This window comes from Simiduia agarivorans SA1 = DSM 21679 (assembly GCF_000305785.2).
GTDB lineage: Bacteria > Pseudomonadota > Gammaproteobacteria > Pseudomonadales > Cellvibrionaceae > Simiduia > Simiduia agarivorans.
Genome location: NC_018868.3, coordinates 3628531 through 3648672, shown reverse-complemented (window position 1 = coordinate 3648672; position 20142 = coordinate 3628531). Strand labels below are relative to the sequence as shown.

Sequence of the window (20142 nt, the reverse complement as noted above, 5' to 3'; positions counted from 1 at the left end):
CAAAAAAAGCCCGGCGGTGCCGGGCTTTGAACATCAGTTAGAAAATTCGAAAGTCGTCAATCCCGAATAATCCGCGCTGGTCAATCCGCTGCGCGAATGCAGCGAAGTCCAATTGCTGTTGTCGTTGGAACCAAAGGCTTCAAAAGATGAGAAACCCCGGTCATCGGCATTGGGTTTGATCATGATGGCATCCGGAGCAATTTCGTTGCCGGCTCCCAGATCAATTTTAATCCACGCGGGAAAGTTACGTCCGATCACCCAACCCACATTGGTCACGTCGTAGGCGGCGTAATCGTTAGTACCATTGGTGCTCGAAGTCACCTGTGATTTGGTGTTCCAGGTCAGTTTGGGATCGGGATACGAATAACCGTTCACCATCCAATGGATCTGTTGGATAGTGGTGTCATTCAATACGGTGCCGTAACCGTACAGCATCAGGTAGCGATAGCCCGTTTGCGGCGGCTGGTTGTTGGTCACTGCCACCGAACAGCTGGCGGTAAAACCACCGTCCTGCGAGGTCACGGTAATCGTGGCATTGCCCGCGCTTTGGCCACTCACCACGCCGCTGCTGTTCACTGTGGCCACACCGGTATTGGCACTGCTCCAGCTCACAGTTTTATTGGTGGCATTGGTTGGCGATACCGTTTCATTCAGATCCACGCTGCCGCCCACCGAAATCGACGGGTTGTTACAGTTGTTGATCTGCACACCGGTTACCGACACATTGCCCGGATTGCTGCCGGCATTGATGGTGCCGAAATCAATATGCCCGGGGCAGTGCATGATGGAGGTGTATCCACCGCCGCCACAGGAACCGTTCATCCAGGCCGAGGTGTTGATGGCCTGTGCTTCCGCCTGATAAGTGGTGTCATTGACTTTCAGATAGTCAATTTCCATGTCGGTGCCGTTGTCGGGGAAGTACAACTTCACATTACCGTTCAACACTTTGCTGGTGGTGTAGTTGGCGTAAGACGAACCGCTGATGGTCCAGGTGTGCACCACCTGATTGTCTACCCGTAGCTGCAGCGAATCGCTGCTGCCCAGCGCCATGCGCGCACGCACGGTAATAGACGCCGCACCACTTGCAGGTGGCGCCACCACGGTGATGCCACAGGTATCGGTTTTATTGCCGCTTTGGGTGGTCACGGTAATAGTCGCCGAACCGGCCGCCACAGCACTCACCGCACCACTACTGCTAACCGTGGCCACGTTGCTGTTGGAACTGCTCCAGCTCACCGCCTTGTTGGTGGCGTTGGCGGGCTGCACACTGGCACTAAGGCTCGCGGTATCGCCCACGGTGAGATCACCAGCAGGACAATTGCCGATGGACACACTGGACGGGGTAACTACCGAGCTGCCGCCCAGGGTTTTACGCCAGGCGCCGGCACCGGCGGTAGACACGTACAGGTATTTGTCGTTGCCATTGGCCACCACGCGCGCAGTGGTCAAACCGCCAAAGGGGAGGTTGCCGGTGATGTCTGACCAGCTGACGCTGGCGTTAGAGGTATTGGAGCCAGATATAGTGCCCTCCAATACAGCGTAGGTTTTTTGCAAGGTGTGATCATAGTGCGCCATGATCACCTTGTTGTCGTAACCTACCAAACCGCCTTTGTTCTGGAATTTGAATCCGTAGGCATTGGGGCCGGAGGTAACTTTGTTGTACCAGCTGTGCGACACCACTGCGCGGGTGTTGTGGCTCTTCAGCACGGTTTTCCAGGTGTTGCCTTCATCCAGCGAAATGGCGCCCACAAAGTTTTCGCCATCGCCGTCTTCATAGCTTTTGCCTGAATAAAACAGCACCGTCTGGCCGGCATTGTCCCAGGCGTACACCTCGGCATCCCAGCCGCCGCCATTGTAGATTTTGCTCCAGGTCCAGTTGCCGCCATTGTTGACGCCTTTGAACACGCCAGTGCTGCCACTCACCGAACTCACATAAACGATGTTCGGGTTGGTGGGGTGCGGCGCGATTTTTTTAACGGATGAAATCTGGTCGGCAATGCCGTTGCTGATTTTACTGAACCAGGGTTGGTCGCCAAGCAGGTGCTTGTCGTTATAGGCCCAACCAAAATCCTGCATGTACAGGCCGTTGCCACGGGAGAAAACAAAAATCGTTCCGGGCGCGGCCGGAGATTCGGCGATGTCACTGATCAGGCCATTGGGCAGGCCGCCACGGTATTCACTGCCACCGGCGTAGAATTCCCACTCGTCATTGGGGGAGTAATTATCCAGGTGTTTAACGTACAAATTGCCGGTGCCGGCGTGACCGCCAAAGCCCGCAGCCATTTGCGCAATCACCACTTTCTTGCCCCAGGCATCGGCAATTTCCACCGCCTGCACATCAGACAGGAAACCGTTCTGGCGCATCCACACGTTGCTCCAGGTTTCGCCGCCATCCCAGCTCTCCACCGGGCCATTGTCACCCATACCCTGGATCACATAGTTGGCGTGGGCGTCGATATCCCATGTGTAGGTGCTCTCGGTGCCACGGGTGCCGTAAGTGGCTACAGGAATACCCCAGTAATCGGCAAAAAACTGATTCGTGGTATAGCTGTAACGGTTGTGCCAGTTATAACTGGAACCGTTCAGGTCACCGCGGTAGATGGTCTGATTTTGCGTGGTCCAGATGGCGCGCGCCCAACCGTTGCCCTTGGGCGTGTAGTGAGCAAAACGCGCATTAGGTTTACCCACATCCCAACCGTCTACCACATCATTTTCGGTCCAGATTTGCGCCCAGTTGGTGCTCGCAGGCGTGGCACTGCTGTAGGTGTCGTTCCAGGTCACCGTAGCCTGGTACAAGCCCTTGCGCTCCTGATCCATGGACACAATCACCTTGTGCACATGGCCGGTGGAGAATGGGTCTACCTCAGGTTGCCAGAAGCTGTAATTGGGCAGCGAGCCGGTGACATTTTTCCAGTTGATAGACGAGATGCGCGAGGCGAACACCGCCGCTTCAAGATCTTCGCCCTGGTCGCGGCCGTTGTTCACCGCCGCGTCGGTGAGGTACACCGCGTACACCACTTTGCCGTCGGGGCTGATGTCCACACCCTTGGCTCGGCCATTGGTGCCGTTGGGCGCGGACAAGCGCGACCAGCTGTCACCGGTATTGGTGGAGCGGAAGATGCCCGCGTCGGAGGCTAAAAAAGCCTCACTGCCATTTTTCGGATTGAATTTAATGGCAAACACGTTGCGATCGCCATAGGTGTTGGCGGTGGTTTTTTCGGTCCAGTTCACACCGCCGTCGGTGGATTTGAACACGGTAACCTTGCCGCCCTTGGACATGCCAAACAGGCTGTAAAAACGGTTGCCGCCACCGGCGTCATCATAGTCATCCTTCCAACCCACCGCGGCCAGCACAATGTTTTTGTTGGTGGGATGAATGGCGATTGCGCCGATGGATTTTTTCTTGGTGGCATCAATCAAGGTGAAGGTGTTGCCACTATCGTTGGACACCTCCAAACCAAACAGCGTGCCCACATACATCTTCTGGTTGCCGGATTGTTTTGGAATCGCCACCGCGTACACGCGGTTCTGGTGCAGCTCGCCCTTGGGCTTCCAGCTTTCACCATTGTTGAGCGATTCGTAAATGCCCTCCATATCGGAGGCAAGGATAAGGCGTTCGTTGATATTCGGGTCCGCTACCACGTCCTGCACCTGGCCACCGGCGCCGGGGTTGATAGAGGTCCATTGCGCTTGGGCAAACCAAGGCAGCAGCAGAATTGCCGCAATGAGAAGTCGCTTCATATTCAATTGCTCGTAGTTGAAGGGGCGCGGCGAGCACCGGCCCAAAGATCATTTATGGTTATTTTTGACTACTAAACCATATTATAGATCACAATCAATCATTACAAGTCAATAAAGCAAGCCAGATCCATCACTGCAATAGCGCTGCCGGGCTGGCCACCGGCGTAAGTACCAGACCAGCCCCCTCCCACTGCAGCCGGGCCAGCCGCGGTGAACGGCGTTTCATGCGCGCATCCCAAGCGTGGTAAACAAAAAACTCCTGGCCCTTGCGATCTTTGAAATAATGCCCATGCCCCGGCCCCTGCATCCCGGGAAGGGTGGTAAGCGCTGGGCTATAGGCCTTTATTTCAGCAAACGGTCCCGCCAGTGTCGCCGATACCGCCAGGCGTGTGGCATAGGCCGGCTCGCGCCAGGGCCCTTCGGAATAAAGCATGAAATAGCGACCGCTCCGATGGATAAAGTTCGGCGCTTCCTGCCAACCATGGGCGTTGAACAGCAATCGGGGCTTGCCAACCAACCTGCTGGGGGAGAGCATCCTGTCAATGACGATCACGCCCTCACCCAGGCCTGTTCCGTTGTTGAGTTCCAATGCATAGGCCATATATGCCTGGCCCTGCTCATCGTGAACCACGGTCGCATCAAGACTACCGTGCAACACCACCGGCCCTTGATCAACAAACGGACCAGCCGGATGATCGGCGACAGCCAGCCCGATCCGATTACCCTCGTTACGCGGTGTGGTGCCTGGCGATGCGGTGTAATACAGATAATATTTTCCGTCCCAGGCAAAAACCTCCGGGGCCCAGAAGTTCTTGTGGTTCCAGGCGCTTGGGTCCGGGTTGACCGCAACAGCTGCACGCACAAACTGCCAGTTCACCATATCATCCGAACGGTATACAGGAATCGCCTTATCTTCATCGACATAGCCGGTTGCGTACAAGTAGTAACCATCATCGGTGGTCAGGATGAAAGGGTCAGCCAGGTATTCGGGCAATAATTCGTGCGCCGTTTCGGCGAAACACAGACCTGACAGACAGAGAATGCATAAAGCGATATGGTGTTTCATGAAATTTCCTCGCTTGTGTGGGGTTTTGCTGTGTTGGTCTATGGCCATTCGCATAAACTCGCTCGGCGGTGAACTTCCGCCCGCCGAATCGAAGCGTCGAACCGCGCAATCCGCCGATGTGTCGGGCCACCGCAGGGATGGCGGGAGTGCACCAATTGCAGGAGCAAATTGGTGCCCTGGCTCCTTTCGGCATTCGCCGAAGTGTCGGACCACCGCAGCCACATGCTTAAACTCGCTCGGCAGCGACCTGCAGCACGCCGAATCGCCTTCCCTGGCTCCTTTCGGCATACAGTCCATCCATGGACATAAAAAAAGCCCCAGAGACTGGGGCTTATAAGGTGCAATGACAGAGCATCATGCCAAGCGAGAAAACTAAAATGTTTAAACGATGCCGGAGCCACTCACGCCACTGGAGGGGCGATCGGCTGCAATGGCCGCGCGGTAATTGGCGGCCCGGTAGGTTTGAACCGGATCAATGGCACCGTTCTGGCGACTGCGTGCCATCGCCAGAATCGGGCCCACATCGGTATTGAACGCCGCCTTCAACAAACGGGAAGCCTGCAGCGCATCGTTGTCGGCCTGCGCGGCATAAAGTGCTTCGCGATCAACGAGCAACGCTTTCACATAGGAACGCTGAACTTCTTCGGCGGAATTCATCAGACTTTCGATCGGATCAGTGACATTGTGTGACTGGTCCAGCATATAGCAGGGAGCGAAGCCTTCCTGCTTACGATACTCGGCATCCACCAGCTCATTGAAAATCAGAAATTGCTGGTATGGGTGCAGTGAGCCACTGTCGAGATCATCATCACCGTATTTACTGTCATTGAAATGGAAGCCGGCCAACTTCTTGAACTGAATCAGGCGCGACACAATCATTTCAATATTCACGTTCGGAGCGTGATGGCCCAGGTCCACCAACGATTTGGCCTTGTCACCCAGCTCCATTGCACAGAGTACGTTGGTGCCCCAGTCCTGAATCACGGTGGAATAAAACGCTGGTTCAAACATTTTGTGTTCGATAAACACCTGCCAGTCATCCGGCAAGGCCGCATAGATCTTGCGCATGGAGTCCAGGTAGCGCTCTAACGCGTGCTGAAAATGCTGCTGACCAGGGTGGTTTGAACCATCGCCTACCCACACCGTCAGCGCTTTAGCGCCCAGCGTCTGCCCCCATTGAATACATTCGATGTTGTGGGCAATGGCCTGCTCACGGGCCGCCTGCGAGGTATTTGTCAGGCTGCCATACTTGTAGGAGTGTTGCTGCCCCGGCTGATCCTGAAAGGTGTTGGAATTGACACAAGTAAAGCCCAAGCCCAGATTGTCTGCGTACTGACGCAGTTCAGAAAAATCATCCACTCTATCCCAGGGAAAATGGGGCGACACTTCGCGAGTACAACGCGTCAATTGGTTGATGACAGCGCAGTCCTGCAGTTTCTCAAAAATATTGCGGGGCTCGGCCAAGCCGGGAAACCGCGCAAATCGGGTTCCCCCGGTACCGGTACCCCACGACGGCACAGCCACTTCAAATGCCATTGCCCGCTCGGTAATGGCATTAATATCAATGTTGCGGCGCGCCAACTGGCCCGCCAACATGTCGTAATCTTGCGCAAGGTATTCGGCCTGTTGCGCGTTGGTTTCTGCAACCAGATTGGCATCGATTCGTAATTCTGTCATGACGCTGTCCTGTTATCGGGTAAACGACGGGGCGTGTCCCGCGTCAACATTGATAATATTACCCGTGGATTTTGCCGATACATCGGCACTTAAAAAGTATACCGCCTCGGCAATGTCTTCGGGGAATACATTGCGCTTGAGCAGGCTGCGCTGGCGGTAGTGTTCTTCCAGCTGCTCCTCACTCATGTTGTAGGCATCGGCACGCTCTTTTTTCCACTGCCCGGACCAGATTTTGGAGCCGCGCAAGACTGCATCGGGATTGACCACATTGCAGCGCACGCCAATGGGCGCACCCTCCAGCGCGAGGCAACGAGCCAACTGCACTTCAGCGGCTTTGGCGGTGCAATAAGCAGATGCATTGGGCGAGGCAACCAGACCATTCTTACTGGCCACAAAGACCATCGCACCACCTACATTCTGCGCTTTCAATACTTTGAACCCCTCGCGCGCCACCAGAAAATAGCCGGTCGCGAGAATGTCCATGTTGCGGTTCCACAACGCCAGTGTGGTTTCATCGATCGCCGCTGCGCTGGCAATGCCTGCATTCGATACCAGAATATCCAGACCACCAAAATTCCGCGACGTGGCAGCCAGTGCCGCCTGCACAGAAGCCTCTTCTGTTACATTGCAGACGGTGGACGCTACGCGGTCTTTATCAAAGAGCTCTGCCAATTGCTGCTGAGCATTGGCCAGGGCATCGGCATCAATGTCGGCCAGCATGACGCAAGCGCCTTCCGTCAATAAACGCTGCGCGGTTGCACGGCCAATCCCGCCGGCACCGCCGGTAATAAACGCAATTTTTCCGGCCAGGCTCTTAGGCTTGGGCATGCGCTGCAACTTGGCCTCTTCCAGCAACCAGTATTCGATATCGAATGCCTCCTGCTCATCCAGGCCCACATACTCACTCACACCACTGGCTTCGCGCATGACATTAATGGCGTTGACGTAAAACTCGGAGGCAATACGCGCAGTGGCTTTATCTTTGGCAAACGACAGCATACCCACGCCAGGCACCAGATAGATCACCGCATTGGGATCGCGCATGGCAGGACTGTTGTCGCGCTTGCAGCGCTCATAGTAAGCGGCATAGTACTCCCGATAGCCGGTCAATGCCGAGTCCAGGCTTGCTGCGCAACGATCCAACTCAACGTCCAGATCGGCCGCCCCGGGGTTAAAGTCCAACACCAAAGGTTTGATTTTTGTACGCAGAAAATGATCGGGACAGGACGTACCCAGATCTGCCAGCGCTTGCAGTTGGCTTGCGTTCACAAACTGCAACACTTCATCCGAATCGTTGTAGTGCCCCACCTTGGGCTGATCCAGCGTAATTTTTCCGCGCACCAATGGCATAAGGCGCGCCACCACCCGCGCACGGGTATCGGCATCCAAGGCCTGCAGGTAGCGCGGCCCTCCGAAGGCAGGCTTGGTATTATTTTCAGACAGCCAATCGGCCGCCTTCTGAATAATATCCAGAGTATTGAGGTAGCAGCTTTTCGCGCAATCACCCCATGTAAAGATACCGTGCCCTTCCAGCACAATACCTTTCAGATGCGGAGAGGACTTAGCCATCGCTTCCAGTTTCAGGCCAAGATCGTAACCCGGGCGCTGCCACGGCAACCAACCCATAGCACCGCCAAAGATGGTTTCTGTGAGCGCCCGGCTGTCTTTGGTACAGGCGATCGCAATGGCCGCATCCGGGTGCATATGATCCACATGCGGGTACGGAATGTAAGCGTGCAGAGGCGTATCGATGCTGGCCGCGCGAGGATTCAGATTAAAGGTGCAATGAGACAGATACCCAACCATCTCATCCTCATGCGCAAGCCCGCGATACTTCTGCTTGAGCATTTCCAACTTTTCCATGTAGAGGGTGGCAAAGCCATTCAGCTCAATAGACCCCAGATCGCCACCAGAACCCTTGACCCACAAAACCTGAACATCTTCGCCGGTAAGCGGATCATTCATGGTGATCTTGGCTGACGTATTGCCGCCACCATAATTAGTGATGCGCAGGTCTGAGCCCAGCAAATTGGAACGGTATTTCAGCTTTTCGGGTTCGGACAAGGTTGCAGCCAGGGCGTCATCCCACAGGCTCTCAAGGGGTCGATTCATAGCGGACTCTGAACTCGTTATTAATATCATGGATAAATCTGCAGGCATTATGTCACTGATAATTTATGAGCGCAATTGATTTATATTGATTATTTGGATGAATGGCAAAATCGCCAACAATCGCGCCATACCTTTGTTTTTAAAGACCAAAATAGATCTTATCGCCCACACCCATAAAAATCATTAACAAGCATTAGTGATCACTCAATGATTGTTTTGACGGAATAATGGTGTTAGCGTTACGCCCAGAAACAATAATTAGGATGCCCGCATGGCCAACACCCTGGTCTTCGATATTGGCAAAACGCATATCAAGCTGTGCGTTCTCGACCCAAACCTTCAGCCCCTTGCCAGCCGTGAGCAAGCCAATCGCGTCAGCACTGGCATGCCCTATCCGCACGCAGACGTGGATACCATCTGGCAATGGCTTTGCCGGGAAATGCAGACACTGACCGAACAATACCCAATCGCGCGATTGAACATCACCACTCACGGCGCAACCGCAGCATTACTGGACAGCAAAACGGGGGCACTGGCGCTGCCGGTGTTGGACTACGAGTTCGACGGGCTCTATCAGGACAAGGCCGTAGCTGCCGAATACGAGGCGATTCGGGACCCGTTTTTACTGACCCAGTCGCCCCGATTACCGTTCGGATTAAATCTCGGCCGCCAACTGCATTGGCTGAAGCAGCACTTCCCCGCCGAGTTTGACCAAGCCGACACCCTGCTTTGCTATCCGCAGTACTGGCTTTGGCGCATGACCGGGCAACGCTGCAACGAAGTCACGTCATTGGGGTGTCATACCGATCTGTGGCAACCATTGCGCAATGACTATGCGCCCCTCGTCGATCAACTGGAACTGCGCGAAAAACTGCCACCACTGCGCGATGCCCGGGACTGGTTTCTACCCTCGCAAGACTTTTGTGCCGCCACGGGCCTTGATCCCCAATGCCGCATTCATACCGGCGTGCACGACAGCAACGCCAGCTACTGGCGTCACCGGGTGCACGCCGGTGACGCGCCGTTTACCGTTATTTCCACAGGCACCTGGTCGATCCTCATGAGCGCGGGTGTGAGAGTCGGGCAATTGCTCGAATCGTACGACATGCTTGCTAACGTCGATGTCACCGGCCGACCGGTTGCCTGTGCCCGCTTTATGGGCGGGCGCGAATACGAAGCGATTTGCCGGCTGACCAACGCCCCACTGGCACAAAACGCGTCGGCAGACGCCATCGACCAGCGGGTGAGTCATTTATTGGAAGCACAAGTTTTGGCATTGCCGTCATTCGCCAAGGCCGGCGGGCCGTTTGCCAGCAAAGCCGGCAGCATTCAGGGCCATGTGCCCGACGGCAGTGGCAATTGTCTGGCGTCCCTCTACTGCGCTCTGATGCTCGACTACCTTCTCGACCACCTCCACGCGCAGGGAGACATCATTATGGAAGGTGCATTCCTGAAAAACCGTTTGCTGTGCACCTTGCTGGCACAACTGCGGCCGGAGCAAACGCTACTGCTGTCAAGTGATGATACCGGTACCGTATCGGGTTGCGCTCTGCTGTGTGAGCCAGAAATTTCAGGACGACCTTCGCTAACCCGTTGCACGCCCAGCGAATTCGCACAGCTGGAAGCCTATCGGGATCATTGGCGTTTTATGGTGAACAACCTCCAAACAATGCAAGGAACAACCCCATGACCAAGCCGCTTAACGCGTTATTGTGCGCTTTGACTGCATGGGCACTGTCAGCTTGTGAGCCTGCGGAAGATCCAGCCCGACTGGAACGCTGGTCGCTGACCAGCCAACTGGACGGCAGCGAGCGGGATTACTTTGTATACCTGCCTGAAGGTTACAACGCACAGCCTGACAAACGCTGGCCCACAATCCTGTTTCTGCACGGCAACGGCGAACGGGGGAACGGAAAATCAGAGCTCGACTACGTACTGACACACGGCCCGCTTTATGAGGCCTGGGTGCAAAAACGAAACTTGCCGTTTGTTATTATTGCCCCGCAACTACCAATGTTTGATTTTGCCAGTACCAACAACTATTTCAACGAGCGAACATTCGATCAGATCCCTCGTCGCCAGTACGACGGCACTCCCGAGCGAGAAAAGCCACAGCGGTTAACGCAACCGATGATTTCCTATCCCGCGACTGACAGTATGAGCGAAATAGATCCGCTGCTACCCAAGGGCTGGGAGACCATCGAAAAAGACCTATTGGAAATGCTGTCTGAAACCCGGCGCAAGCTGCGAGTGGATAAAAACAAAACCTATCTCACAGGCTTGAGTTATGGCGGCTTCGGCAGCTGGTACATGGCCAGCAAATATCCGGAAACTTTTGCTGCTGTGGCGCCCGTCGCCGGCTGGGGGCACCCGTCTCTCATGACATCGATCAGCCAGGCACAAGTTCCGGTCTGGTGTTTTGCCGGCGGCATGGACCCGGTGATTCCCATTCAGCATTTTTATCCCGGCCTCAATCTGCTGCGCGACAACAGCAGCGCCGATATACGCTTTACCATTCACGCCGATATGGCACACGATGTTTGGCGCAGGGTGTATGCCGGCGAAGACATCTACCATTGGTTCCTCCAACACTCTACGGATACCCATCCGACCGATCAGTAAGCACGAATGAATACTTTGACGCAAAGCCCTGTCTGGCAGGCGCTCACGAAACAGCGCCAGCAACTTGAACACATGTCTATTGCAGGGCTGTTCGAGCAGGATCCACAGCGCGCGGAAAAATATACCCTGTCCGCTGCCGGCATCACCCTCGATTTCAGCAAGCACCACATCAACGATCCAACAGTTTCTTTACTGACTCAACTGGCCCAAAGCCGTGGCGTCCCGGCGGCAATAAACGCCATGTTTTCAGGTGAAAAGCTGAATAACACAGAGAACCGCCAGGTATTGCACGTAGCCCTGCGCGGTGATTGCAAACACTTGCCCGAACAACGGGCAGTGGTACGCAGCGCGCTGCAGAAAATGGCCGACTTTGTAAACCAGATTCATAGCGGACACTGGCGAGGCGCCACTGGCGAACGCATCACCGATGTGGTCAATATCGGCATTGGTGGGTCTGACCTGGGCCCGAAAATGGTATGCCGCGCCCTGACGCCCTACCAGGCCCCGACACTCTCCACGCATTTTGTGTCAAATGTCGACGGTGCCGATCTCAGCGAAACGCTTAAACATCTCAACCCCGCAAACACCCTGTTTGTAGTGGCTTCAAAAACATTTACCACCGCCGAAACGCTCACCAACGCGCGTTCGGCACAGGCCTGGCTTAACGGCAATCTGAACGATGCGGGAGCGACCGCCCAACACTTTGTGGCAGTCACTTCCGCTATCGACACAGCGTGCGAATTCGGCATTCGCCGAGACAATATATTCCCTATGTGGGACTGGGTCGGCGGCCGCTACTCGCTCTGGTCGGCGATCGGCCTCCCAATCGCACTGGCCTGCGGCATGATGAATTTCGAGCGACTGCTGGCCGGCGCCGCACGTATGGATCAGCATTTTTCAGACACTGCACCTGAGCGCAACCTGCCGGTTATCATGGCGCTGCTGGGTGTTTGGTACAGCAATTTCTGGGGTGCACAAAGCCACGCCATTCTACCCTACGACCACTATCTGGGTGAGTTCACCAAATACATCCAGCAACTCGATATGGAGAGCAATGGCAAACGGGTAAACCGCCGGGGCGATGTCGTGGAGCATAGCACAGGCCCCGTCATCTGGGGCGAAGTGGGCACCAACGGCCAGCACTCGTTTCATCAACTGTTGCACCAGGGCAGTCATCGGGTGCCGGTGGATTTTATTGTCAGTCTGGCCAGTCATCACCCCTTGGCGGATCACCATTCGCAGTTGTTTGCCAACTGCTTGAGCCAGAGCCGCGCACTGATGCTGGGTAAATCCTTTGAGCAAGCACAGGCGGAATTCGAGCAGATGGGTTTCAATGCTGACGTTGCACGCACACTGGCACCGCACAAAATGATGCCAGGTAACCGCCCGTCCAGCACTCTGCTGTTCGAAAAACTCAGCCCCGACACACTGGGGGCATTGATCGCACTGTATGAACACAAGGTGTTTGTGCAGTCGGTCATCTGGGATATCAACGCCTTCGACCAGTGGGGCGTAGAACTTGGCAAACAGCTGTGTAACGAAATTCATCCGGCACTTACGGGTGCCAGTGCAAGCCCCTTTGATGGGTCTACCAATGCGCTGGTAGCACGCTACCAAGCGCATCATCACACCAACAAATAATAGCGATAAAGAAACAGAGTCCAGCAACCATGATCAACCGCCGACAGTTCGTTTCCCTGGCCGCGTCCGGCGCTGCACTGACCAGTAGTCGTCTGGGTGCGGCACCTAGCCAAGCGTTTCCACTGCGACGCCCCGCGCCTGCCGCACGCACTTATCACAGCCTCGCGCTGGAACAAGCATTGGCAGATGTGGCCGGAACCATTGCCTCTCCCAAACTCAAACAACTCTTTGTCAACTGCCTGCCCAATACGCTCGACACCACCGTTGATTTCGAAATGATCGATGGCCGCCCCGATACATTTATTATCACCGGCGATATTGATGCCATGTGGCTCAGAGACAGCACCGCCCAGGTGTGGCCCTATTTGCCTTTTGTGAATCAGGACCGGCAAATTGATCTGCTCATGCAGGGGCTGATCAATCGTCAGACTACGTGCATCCTGACAGATCCTTACGCCAACGCTTTCTACAAGGACCTCACACGCGAGTCATACTGGTCATCAGACGAGCCATCGCCCAAACCGGGCATTCATGAGCGTAAATGGGAGATCGACTCGCTGTGTTACGCCATCCGCCTTGGCTGGCACTACTGGAAAGCCACCGGCAACACGGCGCCCTTTGACCAACGCTGGCGTCAGGCCATGCTCAATATCGAGCAGACCTTCAAAGCAGAGCAGCGCTTTGATGGCGAATCCGACTACCGGTTTGTGCGCAGCTCGCCTCGCATGATTGATGCGCCGGTGTTTGAAGGTACTGGTCGACCGGTAAAACCGGTGGGCCTGATTGCCAGCGCGTTCCGCCCGTCCGATGATGCCACCCTGTTTCCGTTTCTCATTCCGAGCAATCTGTTTGCGGTGATCAGTTTGCGTCAGTTGGCAGAGATGCTGGACGCGTTGTTTGACGACCGCGCGTTTGCACAGCGCGCCCGTGTCATGGCGGACCAGGTGGAAGCTGCCATTGCATCTGCCGCGGTACGCGACCACCTTGATTTCGGAAAAATATACGCCTACGAAGTGGACGGCTTTGGCAACGCACTGTTTATGGACGATGCCAATGTTCCATCGCTCATGTCGCTACCTTATCTGGACCACCGCTTCGTGAACAACGAAATTTACCGGAACACCCGGAAATTTTTGTTGAGCGACAGCAACCCCTACTACCTGCGCGGCAGCGCAGCTGAAGGACAGGGCAGCCCCCATACCGGTAAGCGCCGTATCTGGCCCATGGGTATTATCCTGCGCGCCATGACCAGTCACGACGATGCCGAAATCAACCAGTGCCTGCAGTGGCTGTGCAATTCCGATGCGGAAACCGGCTTCATGCACGAGGCCTTCGACAAGGATAATCCTGCGGAATATTCACGCGACTGGTTCGCCTGGGCCAATACCCTATTTGGTGAGCTGATCCTGAAATTGCATCGTGAGCGACCGGCACTGCTGAAACAACACTTTTGATTCGGCGCGAACAACGCCATTTCTTAACCTACAAAAAGCGGGCCGGCTTGGCGCGACCCGCAGCACAGCTCATTGGGAGTCCGCCATGAAACGCTGGTTATTGCCGCTGACCTTATCCGCATGTTTTGTCACCCAGCCCCTGTGGGCGGACACCACTGGCAGCTCACCAGTGTCCGTCACCGTTGGCAAGGGCACCCCTATCAATCCCCGTCTGTTTGGCGTCAACGGCGTACACGAGACCAGTGACGACCCCGCCGCCAACCCGGCCTACCGGGCACTGCTGCGCGCCCTCAACGCGCAGGGCATACGATACCCCTCCGGCAGCCCTGCATCTTTCTGGGACTGGCATCGCGGTCACTTTATCCCCGAGCAGGAAATCACCGCCATCTGGCCACCGGGCGCATTTAACTGGATGCTTGAATTAGTAGAAGACACCCGCAACATGCCCGATGGCGCCCTGGGACCGGAAAAATTTCTGGAATTCGGCGAAGCCATTGATGCGGAAATCCAATGGATGCTCAATCTCACCACCCGTGAAGACGAGCAAATTCCAGCGCTGAAAAAACTCAAAGCCGCCGGCGCGGATATCCGCTACGTGGAGATGGATAATGAAACCTATTTCTGGGGCAATGAATTCGGCGAGGCCGAGCGCGGTCTGAACTACGCCCGCCGCGTGGCCAGACTCAGCCCGGCCATTCGCGAACTCTTTCCCGATGTGCGCATTGGTATCGTCACTCGTGAAGACGACCTGTTCGAAAGCCATCACGAAGACGACTCGGTCGCCATGGTGAACTGGAATAAACAGATCATGCGACCGGAATTCCGGCCCCACTTCGACGCGTTGATATTGCACCACTACGTAATGAAGCGACAAAAACTCGACCCTTACACCACCGATGCCGAACGCGCCAAAGCTTTTCTCGCCTACCCCACCGCCACACTTGATCGCGCAGCAAAACTGATCAAACAACGTTTCGGCGACTACCCCATGTGGATTACCGAATACAATGTGATTGCTTACTACAAACAATTTCACGGCACCGGCCCCTCGGCAGAATGGATGCTGGCCACCCGGGATACCGGCTGGAACTCGCTCTATCAGGCCAGCTTTTTACTCAACGGCATGAACAATCCCGATGCCATCGAGATTCTCAACCACCACAGCATTGGTAACCTCGATCACGGCTGGGGCCTCGGGCTGCCCATCGACACGCGCTCCGGCACACTCACCAAAATGGGTCAGCTCTACGCCCACCTCACCAGCATCGCCTTGCGCCAAGAGCAGATGCACCCGCTCGACTTCAGCAATAACCCCCTGCTTGGCATAACCATCGAAGGCGATGCCCAACAGCGCGCACTCTACGGTGCCGCACTGAGCGGAAACGACGGACTCGCGCTGTGGATTATCAATCGGAGCGGCCACCCGCTGACCATCGCGCTACCGTCAATGCCCGGTGCCAATGCCGGCACAACGGCAACGCAATGGATCTATCCAGCCAGCGAGCAGGCGCCTGCATCGGTGGCGGTGCAGTACGAGGGTAGTGGTCCCATTTGGGCACAAGGCCCACTCCACCTCGTCCCCCGGCACCACCCCGCCGGTGCCACGGTATCCCTGCCGCCCCACAGCCTGTCGTTGATTGAATTGCCACCTGTCAGTGAGTGATCACCAATGATTGCAAGCATATTCAATCAATAGTAATCTATTCCGATCAACCGGTCTGGCCTGGCGCCGGTCCGGACAATAACGATAAGTGACCTGAATTCGAGCGTGATATATGAGCGGTTACCTGCTGGGTGTGGATATTGGCGGCACCAAATGCGCCCTGGTACTGGCCACCATCAACGGTGAACTGTTGCGCCGGGAGGTGCTGAACACCAACACTTCGCAACCCCCCATGGAGACGCTCAAGCAACTGGCTGCGCTGGCGCGCGAACGCTTCAGCCCGGATCACCTTACGTCGCTGCGGGCCATCGGCATCAGCTGCGGAGGCCCGCTCGACAGCGCCCGGGGGTTAGTCCTGTCTCCGCCCAATCTGCCCGGTTGGGACGCGGTGCCGGTCACCCGCTTTTTCAGCAACCTCTTTGGTGTGCCCGCCGCTCTGCAAAATGACGCCAATGCCGGTGCGCTGGCCGAATGGCGGTTTGGTGCAGGCAAAGGCAGCCGCAACATGGTGTTTCTCACGTTCGGCACCGGACTGGGCGCCGGCTTGATTCTGAACGGGCAACTCTACAGCGGCACCAACGACCTGGCCGGTGAGCTGGGCCATATCCGGCTGGCCGACTCTGGCCCGTTGGCCTTTGGCAAACACGGTTCGTTCGAGGGATTTTGCAGCGGCGCAGGTATCCGACTGCTCGGTCAGGCGGCCGTACGGGAAGCCTGGCAACACAATCAGGGGCCGGCCTGGTGCCGCACCGAAGCCGAACTGGCCACACTGACGACACAGCAACTGGCACAGCACGCATGCGCAGGTGATGCCCTCGCGCTGAAGGTGTTTGCAGAATCCGGCAAACGGTTGGGCCAGGGCCTGAGCATGGTGATCGACCTGCTGAACCCCGAATACATTGTGATCGGTAGTGTGTTTGCGCGCTGTGAATCGTTTATTGCCCCTGCCGCCCACGCAGTCATTGCGCGTGAAGCCCTGCCCGGCGCGGCAGCGGTATGCCGGGTGGTACCTGCCGCATTGGGCGAGCAAATCGGTGACTACGCCGCGGTGGGTGTGGCGCAGCTCGCATTGTCATCAGCTGACAAACACGCGACCACATCGAAACCGGCCTGCACCGCCTCATCTGTTTGGCCCTTGGCCTGATCCATAACAATAACGCACAACCACGAGCAGCTGCGCATGAATACAAACACCCTTAGTCCGGACACCCCGCTGAATAACCGCGAGTCACAAAGCCGTTACTGGGTACCCCTCTGCTTTCTCACCATCCTGTTTTTCCTGTGGGGATTTATCACAGCGCTGAACGATATTCTCATACCCCATCTACAGGACGTGTTCACGCTGACCAACACCCAGGCCATGCTGGTACAGTTCGCGTTTTTTATCGCCTATTTCGTGGTCTCGTTGGTGTATTTTTTATTCGCGCAAAAAGGCAAAGACCTGCTGAATTTGATTGGCTATCAGAACGGGCTTAGCCTGGGTCTGTTTATCATGGCCGCCGGTTGCCTGCTATTCCGCCCCGCCGCCAGCCTGGAAAGCTATGGGCTGTTTTTGTTTGCTTTATTTGTGCTGGCCGGCGGCATGGCGATTCTGCAGATCGCTGCCAATCCGTATGTGTCTATCCTCGGACGGCCCGAAACCGCATCTGGCCGGCTCAACCTTTCCCAGGCGCTGAATTCCTTGGGTACCACATTAGCGCCGATCATCGGCGGCATCCTTATTTTCAGTCATTCGGGCTTGAGCGCCGATGTCAACAGCGTAGCACCGCCATACACCGTAATGGCGACCACGCTGTTTTTCATGGCGGTGTTTTTTAAACTAATCAGACTGCCCGCGTTTGAAGATGTCAATCTGCAACAAGATACCAAAGGCAGCGTCTGGCAATTCCGCCATCTGACACTGGGTGCTGTCTGCATCTTTATGTACGTGGGTGCCGAAGTGGCGCTGGGCAGTATTCTGATCAAATACCTCGGGCTGCCGGACATTGCCGGCATGGCCGAGCTAGAAGCCAGCATTTACTTATCACTCTACTGGGCCGGTCTGATGGTTGGGCGCTTTCTGGGTGCCATAGCATTCACAGACAACCTCAAACGCAGCAGCATTATGGCCTTGTTCGCGCTGGTATGGGCATTGGCCTTCGGCCTTTGCGGCCTGTTGGTATCCTGGACTGCAGCCACAATATGGGCCGGCTTTATTGCGCTCAATATTGCATTGATGTTGGTGTGTAAATTCAGTCCAAATCGCACACTTATGGCGTTCGCCAGTGTGATCGTTTTACTACTGGCGATTGCCATGCTGGTGGGCGCTAAGGCCGCTATGTGGTGTGTGATTGCAGTGGGCTTGTTCAATTCCATCATGTGGTCAAATGTTTTTACGCTGGCCATTAACAATCTGGGGCGTTTCACCAGCCAGGGCTCGTCCATGCTGATTATGGCCATTCTCGGTGCAGCGCTGGTGCCACCCCTGATGGGACTGGTGGCCGATCTCATCAGTATGGAGCTGTCCCTGATCGTACCGCTCGCCTGCTACCTGTACGTGATCTACTACGGACTGCACGGCTACCGACCAAAACAACACTGATTTTTTGCGATAAGCAGCAATGCACAGATTATCGATCCCTATAAAAGCACTGGCGCAATAACCTGTAATACGAGCTCGGTTCCAATATGCAATCTTCACACACTCACAAGTCTGGCGCACCGCGCCGCGATATGTGGTACTACGCCCTCGGCGAAAGCGGTACGGCCATTCCCTTGTTGACAATCGGCAACTTTGCCATGGTGTTTTATACACAGGCATTAGGCTTGCCCGCCACACTGGCCGCGCTTGCGCTCAGCATTACCACACTGTGGGATGCGATTACCGACCCGGTGATGGGCCACGTCACCGATAACACCAAAAGCCGCTTCGGCCGACGCCACCCCTATCTGCTCATTGGTGGCATTCTGGTGGCGCTGTCGCTCTACTTTGTGTGGTTTGTGCCGGAATCCATAGTCAGTAACCACGGGCTGCTGTTTGCCTATCTGCTAGGGGTAAACATTTTGTTGCGCACCGCCGTCACCATTTTTGTGATTCCCTTTACTGCACTGGGCTTTGAGATTTGTACCACCTATGAATCGCGCGCCAGCCTGCAATCGATTCGCTACGTGGTGAACATGGCCATTAACTTTACCTTTGGTGCCATGGCCTGGACGCTGTTCTTCAAAGACGGCATCAATCCCGACGGCTCGCGCCTGGACGGCACAAATATCGTGGCCAACTACGAACAAATGGGCATTACCATCGCCATCGCCACCCTGTGCCTGACCTTATTGTGCTGTTATTTAACACGTCACTACATCACCGATTCGCGCGCCATGAAAACTGCCCACGCAGGAATCAAGGCATTTTTTCTGAGTATTGTGCAGATCTTCCGCGACCCACAAGCCAACAAGGTATTTCTGTTTTATTTTGTGGCGCAAATCGGCATCGGCCTTACCGCACAAATGCAGATCTACACCTTTATCGACTACATGCAGCTGTCGGCATTCCAGAAGACCGTGGTGCACAGCGCTACCATGGTGGGTTTCACACTCGGATCACTGCTGATCGTGTGGCTGGTAAAACATTTTGAGAAACGTAACATCTGCAGTGGGGCCACGGTATTTTCGCTGGCCATGGGCCTGCTGATGTTTGCCACCTTTGGTCAATCCGCCATTCGCGAAGCAGTAGCCAACATGGGCGAGTGGTATACCACCGTCTTGTTTGCATTGCCCCAGGCGCTGTTCTGGTTGGGCTGTGGCATCATTATTCCGCTGACCATCTCCATGATTGCCGATGCATCGGAAGTGAACTTCCACAAAACCGGCGAGCTGAAAGACGGCAGCTATTCGGCCATTTTCAGTTTTGTGATCAAGGCCGCCACCTCCGTCGGCATACTTATCAGTGGCTTTACCCTGGAGTGGCTTGGCTATGCTGAGGGTGTGACTACCCAAGCGCCTGAAACTGCCCGCGCCATCGCCAATTTCTCATTTTTGGGTGGTCCCATTGTAATAGCACTTGGCCTGGTGTTTATCTGGCGCTACGGTATCAACCGCGACACACTGGCGGCCTATAAACAAAACGCTCACAGCAACGAATCCACTGCGGCGCAAACCAACGCCTGAACACATCGACAAGGTCCATG

Annotated in this window: 12 protein-coding genes; 8 read left to right on the top strand and 4 right to left on the bottom strand. The window is 55.5% G+C overall.

Features of this window, described 5'->3' with window-relative positions; genetic code table 11:
- Positions 1 to 33: 33 nt before the first annotated feature.
- The 4 genes from M5M_RS16350 to M5M_RS16335 form a co-directional block, all read right to left on the bottom strand.
- Positions 34 to 3741 (bottom strand): Ig-like domain-containing protein, encoded by a 3708-nt coding sequence (locus tag M5M_RS16350; protein ID WP_015048613.1) that lies wholly within the window; start codon positions 3739 to 3741, stop codon positions 34 to 36.
- A 130-nt stretch (positions 3742 to 3871) separates the two neighbouring features.
- Positions 3872 to 4807: a glycoside hydrolase family 43 protein gene (locus M5M_RS16345; protein ID WP_015048612.1), complete on the bottom strand. Its 936-nt coding sequence runs from the start codon at positions 4805 to 4807 to the stop codon at positions 3872 to 3874.
- 381 nt (positions 4808 to 5188) lie between these two features.
- Positions 5189 to 6484, bottom strand: coding sequence for an L-rhamnose catabolism isomerase (rhaI, locus tag M5M_RS16340; protein ID WP_015048611.1), 1296 nt, complete (start codon positions 6482 to 6484; stop codon positions 5189 to 5191).
- A gap of 12 nt (positions 6485 to 6496) precedes the next feature.
- Positions 6497 to 8596: a bifunctional rhamnulose-1-phosphate aldolase/short-chain dehydrogenase gene (locus M5M_RS16335; RefSeq protein WP_015048610.1), complete on the bottom strand. Its 2100-nt coding sequence runs from the start codon at positions 8594 to 8596 to the stop codon at positions 6497 to 6499.
- Between the two features lie 271 nt (positions 8597 to 8867).
- Between M5M_RS16335 and M5M_RS16330 the strand changes: the two genes are divergently transcribed.
- From M5M_RS16330 to M5M_RS16295, 8 genes are all read left to right on the top strand, one after another.
- The gene (locus M5M_RS16330) at positions 8868 to 10286 is read left to right on the top strand and encodes an FGGY-family carbohydrate kinase (protein ID WP_015048609.1); all 1419 of its coding nucleotides are present in this window, start codon (positions 8868 to 8870) and stop codon (positions 10284 to 10286) included.
- Positions 10283 to 11218, top strand: coding sequence for a carboxylesterase family protein (locus M5M_RS16325; RefSeq protein ID WP_015048608.1), 936 nt, complete (start codon positions 10283 to 10285; stop codon positions 11216 to 11218). The genes M5M_RS16330 and M5M_RS16325 overlap by 4 nt, the downstream gene beginning before the upstream one ends.
- A 6-nt stretch (positions 11219 to 11224) precedes the next feature.
- Complete coding sequence (pgi, locus tag M5M_RS16320) at positions 11225 to 12859, top strand: glucose-6-phosphate isomerase (RefSeq protein WP_015048607.1); 1635 nt, start codon at positions 11225 to 11227, stop codon at positions 12857 to 12859.
- A gap of 29 nt (positions 12860 to 12888) precedes the next feature.
- Positions 12889 to 14313, top strand: a complete 1425-nt coding sequence (locus M5M_RS16315) for a glycoside hydrolase family 125 protein (protein ID WP_015048606.1) — start codon at positions 12889 to 12891, stop codon at positions 14311 to 14313.
- Positions 14314 to 14398: 85 nt separating this feature from the next.
- Complete coding sequence (locus M5M_RS16310; protein ID WP_015048605.1) at positions 14399 to 15976, top strand: hypothetical protein; 1578 nt, start codon at positions 14399 to 14401, stop codon at positions 15974 to 15976.
- A 112-nt stretch (positions 15977 to 16088) separates the two neighbouring features.
- Complete coding sequence (locus M5M_RS16305; protein ID WP_015048604.1) at positions 16089 to 17120, top strand: ROK family protein; 1032 nt, start codon at positions 16089 to 16091, stop codon at positions 17118 to 17120.
- Positions 17121 to 17156: 36 nt separating this feature from the next.
- Positions 17157 to 18557 (top strand): sugar MFS transporter, encoded by a 1401-nt coding sequence (locus tag M5M_RS16300; protein ID WP_015048603.1) that lies wholly within the window; start codon positions 17157 to 17159, stop codon positions 18555 to 18557.
- An 86-nt stretch (positions 18558 to 18643) separates the two neighbouring features.
- Complete coding sequence (locus M5M_RS16295; protein WP_144062487.1) at positions 18644 to 20122, top strand: MFS transporter; 1479 nt, start codon at positions 18644 to 18646, stop codon at positions 20120 to 20122.
- Positions 20123 to 20142: the final 20 nt, after the last annotated feature.